The 11482-nt window shown below is 61.5% G+C and carries 8 protein-coding genes and 3 pseudogenes; 8 read left to right on the forward strand and 3 right to left on the reverse strand.

The features are described 5' to 3' along the window. The first annotated feature begins 159 nt into the window (after positions 1–159). Positions 160–1400: pseudogene (locus IVA92_RS18065) on the forward strand (ABC transporter substrate-binding protein). Between the two features lie 101 nt (positions 1401–1501). Continuing rightward, positions 1502–1863 (forward strand): annotated as a pseudogene (locus IVA92_RS18070) (branched-chain amino acid ABC transporter permease); the annotation flags it as partial. Positions 1864–1870: 7 nt separating this feature from the next. Here the strand turns inward: IVA92_RS18070 and IVA92_RS18075 are convergent. Further along, a pseudogene (locus IVA92_RS18075) lies at positions 1871–2098 on the reverse strand (Clp protease N-terminal domain-containing protein); the annotation flags it as partial. 620 nt (positions 2099–2718) lie between these two features. Here IVA92_RS18075 and IVA92_RS18080 point away from each other — a divergent pair. Next, positions 2719–2979, forward strand: coding sequence for a hypothetical protein (locus IVA92_RS18080; protein WP_247281203.1), 261 nt, complete (start codon positions 2719–2721; stop codon positions 2977–2979). A 165-nt stretch (positions 2980–3144) separates the two neighbouring features. Next, positions 3145–3399 carry a hypothetical protein gene (locus tag IVA92_RS18085; RefSeq protein ID WP_247281204.1) on the forward strand — a complete coding sequence of 85 codons (255 nt, stop codon included), beginning with the start codon at positions 3145–3147 and terminating at the stop codon, positions 3397–3399. A 302-nt stretch (positions 3400–3701) separates the two neighbouring features. Here the strand turns inward: IVA92_RS18085 and treZ are convergent, their stop codons facing one another. Beyond that, complete coding sequence (gene treZ / locus IVA92_RS18090; RefSeq protein WP_247281205.1) at positions 3702–5543, reverse strand: malto-oligosyltrehalose trehalohydrolase; 1842 nt, start codon at positions 5541–5543, stop codon at positions 3702–3704. 301 nt (positions 5544–5844) lie between these two features. Between treZ and IVA92_RS18095 the strand changes: the two genes are divergently transcribed. From IVA92_RS18095 to IVA92_RS18105, 4 genes are all read left to right on the forward strand, one after another. Then, the gene (locus IVA92_RS18095) at positions 5845–6126 is read left to right on the forward strand and encodes a DUF3606 domain-containing protein (protein ID WP_247281206.1); all 282 of its coding nucleotides are present in this window, start codon (positions 5845–5847) and stop codon (positions 6124–6126) included. 23 nt (positions 6127–6149) lie between these two features. Then, complete coding sequence (gene glgX / locus IVA92_RS18100) at positions 6150–8387, forward strand: glycogen debranching protein GlgX (RefSeq protein WP_247281207.1); 2238 nt, start codon at positions 6150–6152, stop codon at positions 8385–8387. Between the two features lie 563 nt (positions 8388–8950). Then, positions 8951–9079 (forward strand): hypothetical protein, encoded by a 129-nt coding sequence (locus IVA92_RS35785; RefSeq protein WP_256464984.1) that lies wholly within the window; start codon positions 8951–8953, stop codon positions 9077–9079. Positions 9080–9687: 608 nt separating this feature from the next. Then, entirely contained in the window at positions 9688–9855 is a 168-nt protein-coding gene (locus tag IVA92_RS18105; RefSeq protein WP_247281208.1) for a hypothetical protein, read from the forward strand. A gap of 635 nt (positions 9856–10490) precedes the next feature. On the opposite strand, the gene IVA92_RS18110 is transcribed toward IVA92_RS18105, so the two are convergent. Continuing rightward, positions 10491–11482, reverse strand: a 992-nt coding sequence (locus IVA92_RS18110) for a PHB depolymerase family esterase (RefSeq protein ID WP_247281209.1), incomplete at its 5' end; no start/stop codon positions are given.

Genomic DNA, 11482 nt, shown 5'->3' on the forward strand with positions numbered 1-11482 from the left:
CAACCACACTTGAATACTCGTCGCGCCGCCCTTCTCGGATGCCAGTATGCGAGGCCGCTCCCCGCAATCATGAATGCAGTTTCACTTGCCGAGAATCTGTAGGCCCCTATAGTCGCGCCCCAATGGCTCACAAGAGGCCTGTTGAAGGGAGAGAACAACATGAAAAGGAGACTCTCTGTTGCGTTGCGAATAGCACTTGGTACTGCGGCCAGTGTGCTGATGACTGCACCACGCGCGGCACTTGCGGCGGATCCACTTCGGATCGGCGTTATCGCGGAAGCGCAGGCGATCGCGGGCGCCTCCATCCCACAGGCGGCGCAACTTGCCGCTGACGAGATCAACGCCAATGGCGGCGTCGATGGACGCAAGATCGAATTATCTCCTACGACAATCACTCCTCTTCCGCGGATTCTGTGCGTGCCTTCCAGCGTGCCGTCAACGAGGACAAGGTCAACGCAGTCATCGCAAGCTACATCAGCGAGGTCGTACTTGCGCTGGAACCGTGGGCTTCGCGACTGAAGACACCGTTCGTCACGCCCGGTGCTGCCTCCAACGAGATCAGCAAGAGCGTCCATGCCGATTACGAGAAGAACAAGTACACCTTCCACGGCTATCTGACTTCGGCGGCCCTGGCGCTCTCGGTTTGCGATGGCGCCAAGGACTTGCTCGTGGACAAGATGCACATGAAGACAGCAGTCATCATGAGCGAGGACGCTGCCTGGACCAAGCCGCTCGACATCGGCTACGAGGAATGCCTGCCCAAAATCGGGCTGAAAGTGCTCGACCACATCCGCTTCTCCCCTGACACCACCGATTTTACGCCGATCTTCAATAAGATCGAGGGCTCCAAGCCCGACGTGATCATCACCGGCATTTCCCATGTCGGTGTGCAGCCGACGGTGCAGTGGAAGAACCAGCAAGTGCCGATCCCGATGTTCGGCATCTCCTCGCAAGCCACCAACGAAACGTTCGGTAAGGACACCAACCAGGCCGCGGAAGGCGTCCTCTATCAGGGCGTCTCGGGACCGGGTGTGGCTGTCACGCCGAAGTCGGTGCCGTTCGCGGAGAACTTCGAGAAGAAGTTCGGTAACTATCCGTCGTATGCCGGCTACACTGCCTATGACGAGGTCTATTACATTGCCGATGCGGTGAAACGGGCCGGTTCGACCGAGGCGGACAAGCTCGTTGCTGCGCTGGAGAAGACCGACTGGGAAGGCACCATTGGCCGCGTCCAGTTCTACGGCAAGGACGACCCGTTCACGCACTCGATCAAATATGGCAAGGGCTTGATCACCGGCCTGATGCTGCAATGGCAGAACGGCAAGCAGAGCGCGGTCTGGCCAAAGGACGTCGCCACGGTCGACGTCAAGTTCCCGAACTTCATCAAGCTCAGCAACTAGCAGGAAATGCTCCCTGGGCCACTTCCCAGGAGCTTCCGCACGCGTCCCACACAGCACTCTTTCTCAAAGCGGCAGCCCCGCTGCCATGCGGCCTATTATCAATGCGAGTCTTCCAGATCTTGATGGATGGCTTTGCGATCAGCGCTCTCTACGCTCTCGGTGCCACCGGCTTTACCCTGATCTTCGGCGTCTCGGGCGTGCTCAACCTCTCCCATGGTGCCATCATGTCGCGGCGGCGGTGGCGGCCTGGGCCGCAGCCAGCGTCCTTGGTGTCGGCACCTATGCCGGCGCGCTGATCGGAGTGGCGGTCGCCCTCCTCGCCGCGTTCGCCACTTATTTCGCGGTGGTGAAGCCGATTCAGGATTCGCGGCGCATTCCCAATGAGGAGAAGGAGATATTCGTCCTCACCGGCACCCTGCTCTGGGGCATCATGATCCAGGAGCTGATCGCCTATTTCTTCACCATCCGCCGCCGGAGACCTTTGGCAGCTTGTTCAGGGCATCCTCGGTCGCCTTCAGGATTGCACGGGAATCGCCGCCGGCGCGGTCGATCAGACCGCCAGCAAGGCTCTCGCTGTCATCCAGCAGGACCTTCAGCAGATGCAGGGTGGAAAACTGCTGATGACCTTCGCGCATCGCCAGCGACTGCGCGGACTGGATGAAACCGCGCGAGCGCTCGGTATATCGTTCAATATTCATCATCGTCTTCCCTCGGCGATGCCGCTTCGCCCCCGAGTGCGATCAGCAAAAGGAGGTACCGGTTTAGCGTTCGACCGCGATCAAGGCATTGAAGATCCGCGATCTGATCCCCAAACCGCGCGCCGCTTAGTGAATTGTGCGCAAGGCAACACACGGCATGCTCTTTGGGTTTCCGCAAGGTCGCACTGACATTCGTCAATCCGCCAGCGGTTTTCGCCGTCGACGCTGAAAGCCTACTGCGATAGTGGGCGCATATCGGCGCGTTTGAGCCGTGCCCTGTCCGCGCCAGCCAACCGCTCGGACCGCGCGTCTCACCTGCAGCCGACTTGCGTCGTCCAACCGTGGCGATTCTTGCTAATTCTCGTCCCTCGCGCAAGTCAGCTCGAAAAACGTCAATTCGTCCGCGGATCCACACGAAAATCCGGATAGCCAAACTAACCAAGCGCTACCGGCCAGCGATGCGCGAACAGCCTACCTTGTCGGCGGCGAGCGAAGTTGAGCAATAGTTGTCGCGGTTCCCGCGCCGCAATAGCCTGCCGCGAGGAGTGACTCCGGGCGGCCTTCGGCCGCCTGGGCGACTCTAGTCCGCTTTGCGCGAACTCCGGACATTCGCAAATCGGATGTTATGGAATTTTGACAGCGACTTCGCAGCCTCAGATGAAAAACGTCGTCCAACTCTTGGCCACTCGACCATCCCCGATAAGTTCATAAAACTTAGTGCGCCCGAGGCCTGTCACTTCACAGGCCTCCGTGATGGTGCAGGTCAACCGCTGCGCAAATGGGAGGCGACACAGATGGCGGGGCATCAACTCATCTGCGGCTGCACCACGTTCAACTTCGATATCGTCTTCGAGGTCTGGACCACGCCGTCTCAAGATTAGGCCTCCTTCACAGCCGAAGGAGCTACTCTGGGGCGAGCCGCAGTCCACCTCAACGAAAGCAAAGAGCAGAATGGAGAGCCTTAGCGAGGAACAGAAAACGTCGGAGAAGTCTAGGCTATGAAAAGCGTCGCAATTTTTCATAACTGGTATTGACGTACAAGTTCGATGTCGGCCAGCGGCGCTAACAACATCGATGCGCCGTGGCAGTTTCCTGCTGAACATCAATACGACGCTGACGACCGACCCACCAAGGATCGGGCAATTCAGGGCAGCACACGATGGAGCATGAACATGTACTTTGCAGCTGTGCAGCAGTGCCTCGATGCGAACCCGCAAGCCATGCGCCAGCGTCGCGAGACGGCCGAGCATCCATTCGGCAAATCGACGCTCGCAAGGGGCGACGCACGTCCCGGGGTGTAGTAGTACCCAACGCGTCGGCACTCGGGTGAAATTGCTGACAGAGTATCTTGAATAGGCTATTCGGGTCGAGCGGCTGGCGAGCGGTGAGCCGGACTCGGGCTCAAAGAACAGCTTTGCAACAGGCTGAAGCGCATCGGAAGCTCGCATCCGGGCGGGCAAAGCAGTGTGGGATGCCCTCTAGTCCGCCGGAGAACGCAAATTTGGCTACCTCGAAGTTCCACTTAGGGCACTGACGTCTTCAGTGCGTGTAAATCGACAAGGCCCTTGATCCCTCTTGCCCACTAACATCGTCCTTTGGCGTCTCAGAGCTGACCAAGTTGTACCGTGATATCGCCTGGCAGTAGCGCTCCCGATTCTGCGGGGACTCCTCGCCACAAGCAATCGCCTGCGACCAAATCCGGCATGGGCAGCTGGTGGTCGCCAAAGTTGGCGGCAATCTGCAGAATGTCCCCCCTCTCAGTCTGCCAGCGCACGTCCACACCGCCACTGCCGCTATCCTGGCCCAGTAGCTCACGTCGCGCCGAAACGAAGCCCTGTTTGATAAGAGGTACGATCTTGTCGTGCCGTATCTTCAGCAGCTGCGTCGTCAGCGTGCGAAACTTGGCGCTCCCGGGAGAATGGTCGATGCTATTCCAGTCGAGCTTCGAGGCCTGAAACGTCGTTTCATCGCACGGGTCTGGAATCCTGGCACGCATTTCCGGCGTCGAGAAGGCCTTGAAGTGGGAAAACTCCTTGCGCCGCCCTTCCCGCGTCAACTCGGCGGCTTGTCCCGTCCAGTCTGCAAAGAACAGGAACGGCGTTTCGACAGCCGCTTCCTCCCCCATGAAAAGCATCGGAATGTGCGGATTGAGCAAGACCAACGCCATCGCCTGGCAAAGCTTTTCCGGGCTCACCAATTTTGACAGTCGCTCGCCCAAACCCCGATTGCCGATCTGATCATGGTTCTGCGCGAAGAAGATCGTGGCGTCCGGCGGCAGATGGGCGCTCGGCTCGCCGCGAGGCTCGTTATGAAGCGCGAAGATCTCGCCTTGGTAGGCAAAACCTTCCGTGAGCGATCGCGCAAGGTGTTCGAGCGGCTTGTCCGCAAACGCGCGGTAATATCCCTCCTCTTCTCCCGTCAGCAGGACATGAAGCGCATTGTGGAAATCGTCACCCCACTGGGCGTCGTAATATCTCGGGGCTCCGTCCACTCGGTCCAGCAGGTGCGCCTGATTGGCCTCATTCTCCAGCATCAGATGCACGCGCCGGCCCGACAATTCATGCCGGATGGTCTCGGCAAGCTCGACCAGGAAATGCCGTTCGGAATCGTCCTTCAGCGCATGAACGGCATCGAAGCGTAGCCCGTCGAAGCCGTAGTCGCGCAACCACATCAGCGCGTTCTCGGTCAGGAACTCGCGCACGAACGCGCCATCGCGTCCCTCGAGGTTGACGGCAGGCCCCCAGCCGGTGCTGTGGCGTTTGTTGAAGAAATTCTCCGCGTAGCTGTGCAGATAATTCAACTGCGGTCCGAAGTGGTTATAGACCACGTCGAGGTAGACCATGATGTCGAGATCGTGGGCTGCCCGCAACAGCCGCTTGAGATCCTGCGGCCTGCCGTAGCGAGCATTGGGCGCATTCAGCAGCACGCCGTCATAACCCCAATTGTGCCGGCCGGGGACGTCGTTGATCGGCATCAGCTCGATGGCCGTGATGCCGAGATCGCGCAGATAGGGCAGCCGCTTCTCGACGCCGGCATACGTCCCCTCCTCGCTGAAGGTGCCGACGTGCAGCTCGTAAATCACGGCGTCCGCCCATGGCCGCCCCGGATACAGGGTGGCATCACGTAACGCCGACGTATCGATCACCTCGCTGGGCGCACCGACATCATCAGGCTGGAAGAACGAGGCCGGATCCGGGACGATGAGGTCCTGGTCGATCCTAAACTGATAGCGCGTGCCGACATGCGCTGTCGGGCTGAGCAGCTGGTACCAGCCGTCGTCATCGCCCACCATCCGCTGTGGCGGTCGCCCCACCTCCAGCAACTCCACCGAGCGAGCCGTCGGGGCCCAGAGGTTGAAGCTTATCCCCTGATCGACGATGTAAGCACCGTGTCGCCGGGCCTGTCCGGCAATTCCCAGTCTCTGAATCAAATCTTTCCCTTTCACGCCCCATGCACGGAGTTGGGCATGCCTCGGCGAACCGCGATGGGTCGGTCGTTACGATCGCTTGAAGGGATGCCTGCGCAGGAAAAAGCTGGCGTGCGTGCATTCGTTCCTCGCCACAGGCGTTCGCGCCAGCCACAGCCGATCCGAGCCCTGCCACCGTGAACCCGCAACCGAAGAGGCGATCCGGATGCCCATACCTTCCGCCGGTCTGGAGATAAGCGCGATCAGCTAATGCCATTTGCTACCCGCTGGAACGGAATGATCAGGCGACTGTTACGACCAACACACAGGAGTTGCCACCATGCGCCGCTCGACGCCAAAACCGATTCGCAACAAGCTCGACCTCACCGACCGCACTCAAATGCGCCTCGTGAGAAAACGTTTGGGTCTGTCCGATGCCGAGCTGACCGCGATCGCCGAGCGTATCGGCAATTCGATCTCCGCGATCAGCAAGGAAGTCGCCAAGCAGCGCGCCAACCCGCCGGCCAAGCCGGCCGACGTACCTCCCGCGGCCGTGATCGCCTCGGCTGCGGCCACCGAGCAGGCCGCAACCGAGATACCCACACCAGCGCCGACATCCTGACCGGATTGTCATCGGGGGCAGACATGGACCAAAAGACGCAATCGGACGACGCCCTGACGCGGGCGGCGTCGAGCCTCCGCCGATCCCGTATCACCGAGGGCAAACCGTTTCCGCTCGGCGCCACCTGGGACGGCCTCGGGGTCAATTTCGCGCTGTTCTCGGCCCACGCCATCAAGGTCGAGCTCTGCCTGTTCGACGACGACGGTGAAACCGAACTCGAGCGGATCGAGCTTCCGGAATACACCGACGAGGTCTGGCACGGCTATCTGCCCTCGGCCCGTCCCGGCACCGTCTACGGCTATCGCGTCCATGGACCCTATGAGCCTGACGCCGGACACCGCTTCAATCCCAACAAGCTCCTGCTCGATCCGTATGCCAAGCAGCTGGTCGGGCAACTGCGTTGGGCGCCCGAGCTGTTCGGGTACCAGCTCGATCACGCCGACAAGGACCTCTCCTATGACGAGCGCGACAGCGCGCCGCTGATGCAGAAGTGCCGCGTCATCGACCCCGCGTTCACCTGGGGCGCGGCGCGCAAACCCGAGGTACCGTGGGAGCGGACGATCGTCTACGAGATGCACGTCAAGGGTTTTACGCAGCTGCATCCGCTGGTGCCCGAGGCAGACCGCGGCACGTTCTCCGGCCTCGCGCATTCGGAAATCCCCGCGTATCTGCGCTCGCTCGGGATCACCAGTGCGGAGCTGCTGCCGATCCATGCCTTCGTCGACGATAGCTACTTGGTCGACAAGGGCCTGCGCAATTACTGGGGCTACAATTCCATTGCCTTCTTCGCGCCGGAGCCGCGTTACCTGAGGACGCCGTTCGCGAACGAATTCAAGGAAATGGTCAACCAGTTCCATGCCCATGGCATCGAGGTCGTCCTCGACGTCGTCTACAATCACACGGCGGAAGGCAACGAACTCGGCCCGACCTTGTCGTTCAAGGGGATCGACAACGCCAGCTATTACCGCCTGCTGCCGGACCAGAAGCGCTACTACATCAATGATACCGGCACCGGAAATACGGTGAACCTCTCCCACCCACGGGTGCTGCAACTGGTTGCGGATTCCCTGCGCTATTGGGCGACGGAGATGCGGGTCGACGGTTTCCGCTTCGACCTGGCCACCATCCTCGCGCGCGAGCCCTATGGCTTCGACGAAGGCGGTGGCTTCCTCGACGCCTGCCGTCAGGATCCGGTGCTGTCCAGCGTCAAGCTGATCGCAGAGCCTTGGGACATCGGCCCTGGCGGCTACCAGGTCGGCCAGTTTCCGCCCGGCTGGGCCGAGTGGAATGACAAGTTCAGGGATACCGTGCGCGCCTTCTGGAAGGGTGATGAAGGCACGCTGGCAGACCTTGCCAAACGTGTGTCAGGGTCCGGCGATCTCTTCAACAAGCGGGGGCGGCGGCCATGGGCGAGCGTCAACTTCGTCACCGCGCATGACGGCTTCAACCTCAATGATCTCGTCTCGTACAATGAAAAGCACAACGAGGCGAACGGGGAGAACAATCGCGACGGCCACAGCAACAACCATTCCTGGAATTGCGGCGCCGAAGGAGCCACGGACGATCAAGAGATCACGGCGCTGCGCGAACGCCAGAAGCGGAACATGCTCGCGACGATGCTGCTGTCCCACGGCACGCCAATGCTGCTCGCGGGCGACGAGTTTGGACACACTCAGCGAGGCAACAACAATGCGTATGCCCAGGACAACGAGACCACCTGGCTCGACTGGATGGGTATCTCGGCAAACGGCCGCAATCTTCGTGAATTCACGCGCAAGCTGATTGCGACACGCAAGGCCTTCCCGATCCTCTATCGCAGCCGGTTCCTGATCGGCTCCCACAATGAAGAACTCGACGTCAAGGACGTGACCTGGCTGTCACCGTCCGGCGAAGCGATGACCGACGAGCAATGGCAGGACGGCAACGCCAAGTGCTTTGGCATGCTGCTCGACGGGCGCGCCCAGGAGACCGGCATCAAGCGACGCGGCTCGGACGCGACGATGCTTCTGGTCTACAACGCCCACCATGACATCGTGAACTTCATCTTGCCGGCGGTCACCGACGGGCGCAGCTGGCTCAGCCTGATCGACACCAACCAGCCGGATGCGTCCATGACGGACTTCGAGCTCGGACACGCCTACGGTGTCACCGCGCGCTCGCTGGCAGTGTTTGGACTTGCCAACGATAGCGTCGCGACCCGCCGCCTGCGTCAGGGGCTCGGCGCGTTGCTCGACATCGCCGATACGCCGTTATCGCGCTAGATCTGGGCCGCACGCTCCATCGTTGACTTCGCCCAATAGGGCCACGCGGACGATCACCTTAATCCTGAAAATGCATCAGTCGCGTGCAGAACATCAGGCGGTACCCAGCCGATCTCTTCAGTCGTGCCGCGACTACCGCACTGCTCGAGAGGCTCCTTCAGCTGCCCCCCGCGATCTATCAGATCTTGACGTTCTCGAGCAGCTCGGCCGCCTTCGCACGCCTGTCGCCTTGGCCACGCCTGCCCCGGAAGTGGAGGCGTGGCTCTCTTTGGAAATCATCAGGAGAAGGGGCGAGCTCTCTCTCAAATCGCGCGTGTGTGCACATTTGCACAGTCAGTTCCGGTTTGTGGAACTAAAGTGGAAGCGCCGATCGTCCTAGAACATTCCGGATAAATGATGCGACCGCCTTGCCGTTCAACAAATTTGTCCTAACGGTGTTCCCGGCGGCTTAAGAACCGATGCTCCGGCGCGGCGTTGAGTGTCCAATGTCCGACGCTTTTGACTGTTTTCGTGCCCACGCGATCCGAGCCCTTTGCAAGGCTCGCGCGATGCCTCGCGGAAGGATGAAGCACCTGCAAATCGTCGTAGGGCGAGTGTACCACCTGCTCACCAACAAGGCCGCATACGGCCCGAACCTACAGCATCTCGACGAGTTTCGGGCAGCGCAGAAGCTCGAGAAGTCGGTCGACTAATGGCGTTGCAATCACCATCCGGTCGAGCCGCGAGGGCCCTGGCGGCCGCAGCTGGTCTCTCGACCGGTCGCACACGTACAAGCCCTCGACAGAACAAGACCGGAGAGGAGGCGCATTGAGTGCCGGGCCGTTCCAGAATAATCTGGCACCGAGGAAGGCCCAGCACTGCAGCAGGCTTGAACGGGCATGGACGCCCCATCCCCGCAATGCGCCGTCTCCTGCGCCAGGCCCGCGTGTACGGATACCTGCAAGCGCTCGAGGACCGGCTGTTCCATCCGGGTGGCACCAAATCCTTGTGCCGCGTCGAGACGGCCGAAGAGATGGCGCGCGCGGGATGGCTGAAACGGGACCCGACCGCTACCAGTTCGCGCCGGAGGGCGCGTCGGTCTTGGCGCAGCATTGATGCAGATCGCCGGCCTGCCTCCGCTCGGAAGAGGGCCGGAACGACGGCATTGGAGCGGCGTTGGCCGGAAGGCAGGTGCTGGAGGTTGGCATGTCGCGCGTTGTGCTGGCCGTCGACGATGAGCCTTTGGTGCTTGATGTGACGACCCAATGCTGGAAGATCTCGGGTCAACGGTGACCGCCGGCAGCGGCGGTAAGCGCCGGAGATGCTTTCTGACATCCGGCAGATCGCGATCCTCATTACCGACCTCAATATGCCCGGGATGTACGGCTACGAACTGGCGGAACGGGCGGCGCGTCTCCGGCCGGACCTGCGGATCCTCCTTCTGTCGGGCCGAGATGGCGACGGGCATGGGCTTCCGATCCTTCGCTAACCCTTTCTCGAAGAGGATCTCGCGCGGACCATGAGCCAGACCACCGGACTGTGGTAGGTGTCCTAACGCAGGGTCGCTATTCCGCGGGCTGCTTCAGCGGAGTGTCCACCCACTTGCGGGCGCCAGGGTCGTACAGCGGGTCGTCGTCCAACGAGGGCAGAGGTAGCTCTCTGCACCTCGGCCCGCCTCGGGCTTGACGAGCTTCATGGGCCCTCCGCAGCCCGGGCACGCCTTCCGGATCGGGTGCAGCACCGCCATGTCGAATTCCCCGCCGCCAGCAGGTTATGGCCGCCGGACGCGTCGACACAAGCGCATACCGGAAATCGCCCGCAGCAGCGTCACGAAGCTCTCGCTACTTGACTCGCCGGACGCAGACATACTCAACGACTGCGCTCAACGTGCTGGAGGGGTCGCGTCATGGAGCAGGAGGTCTACTAGGGTCTCGCCCATCGGGTCCGGAGCATCGCCGAGAAGGCCGACCCGTTCACCGGGCCGCGCCTGCTCGACCTCAAGGCGCTCCGGCCCTCAGCGACCGAGCGCCCACTACCAGTGCCGCGCACGACGCTACCGACCTCCATCTTCTCCGGATCGGGCGAGGCCTAACGCCCGGCGGCACTGACGCGGGCTAGCCCCGTCTAAGCCCGCAGCGATTGCTCTAGAAAAAAGCGAAGCATCTCCCTGGTCGCATCCGGCCCGCTTGGATCGGTGTAGGATCCGGCCGGACTGCCTCCCGACCAGGCGTGGCCTGCGCCGTGAACATTCCAGTGTTCGGAGACGGCGCTGCCGCTCATGTCGGTCAGAAGGGTGCGGGTATACGCGTGCCCGTATGGCACTTTTCCAGCGATGACATTCGCTTTCAAATCCGACGCATTACCCGATTGTTCGGCGATACGGTCGCCGTTGTTCGGATGCACCGTTGTGTCTCGGTCGCCATGGAAAACGATGGTCGGCACCTGCGGTCCACCATGGGAAATCGTCGAGCGGGCTCCCTGCCGCATGGCGACAAGAGCGGAGGGAAGATCACTGGCGGCTCCGCAAACCAAGCCCGAATGAACGCCGAGGGCAGCATAGAGGTCGGGATGCGTCGCCGCCATGATGGCAGCCGCCGCGCCGCCGGCCGACAGCCCCGCTACGTACACGCGCTTTGGGTCGACCGGGTAATCCCGCATGATTTGGCGGGTGATGCCTGCGATTAGCGAAGGCTCGCCGCCATCCCGTTCCTGGTCACCAGTACGAAACCAATTCCAGCATTTCGACTGATTGGCTGCGCGCGGCTGCTCGGGATAGACCACGAAACAATTCCGGTGTTCAGCCAGAAAATTCATGCGTGTGCCGGCCGCGAAATCGTCCGCCGACTGGGTGCAGCCGTGAAGCATGACGACGAGGGGAAGGGGCTCTCCTCGAGAGCGGCTCGGGATGAACAGCTTGTAGGCTCGAACTCCGGCCGCGTTGCGGAATGTGCCGGCAATGAATTGCGTCCCGTCGGGCGCGATATCCGATGATTTGGGAGGAGCATGCAACATCGGGACTCGCAGACCCAGGCCAGCGAACTCTTGCATGTTGTCCAAAGGCGCGGGCCGTCCGCGCCGCTGCGCGGAAGCGGCCCGCGTGGCTGGGCGCCTTTCCT

Source organism: Bradyrhizobium sp. 154 (assembly GCF_023073875.1).
Lineage (GTDB): Bacteria > Pseudomonadota > Alphaproteobacteria > Rhizobiales > Xanthobacteraceae > Bradyrhizobium.

Bases quoted from the DNA above. Each gene is read 5' to 3' on its own strand.
- IVA92_RS18080 (WP_247281203.1), top strand. From the start codon at position 2,719: ATGTTATGGAATTTTGACAGCGACTTCGCAGCCTCAGATGAAAAACGT.
- IVA92_RS18085 (WP_247281204.1), top strand. From the start codon at position 3,145: ATGTCGGCCAGCGGCGCTAACAACATCGATGCGCCGTGGCAGTTTCCT.
- IVA92_RS18095 (WP_247281206.1), top strand. From the start codon at position 5,845: ATGCGCCGCTCGACGCCAAAACCGATTCGCAACAAGCTCGACCTCACC.
- glgX (WP_247281207.1), top strand. From the start codon at position 6,150: ATGGACCAAAAGACGCAATCGGACGACGCCCTGACGCGGGCGGCGTCG.
- IVA92_RS35785 (WP_256464984.1), top strand. From the start codon at position 8,951: ATGAAGCACCTGCAAATCGTCGTAGGGCGAGTGTACCACCTGCTCACC.
- IVA92_RS18105 (WP_247281208.1), top strand. From the start codon at position 9,688: ATGCTTTCTGACATCCGGCAGATCGCGATCCTCATTACCGACCTCAAT.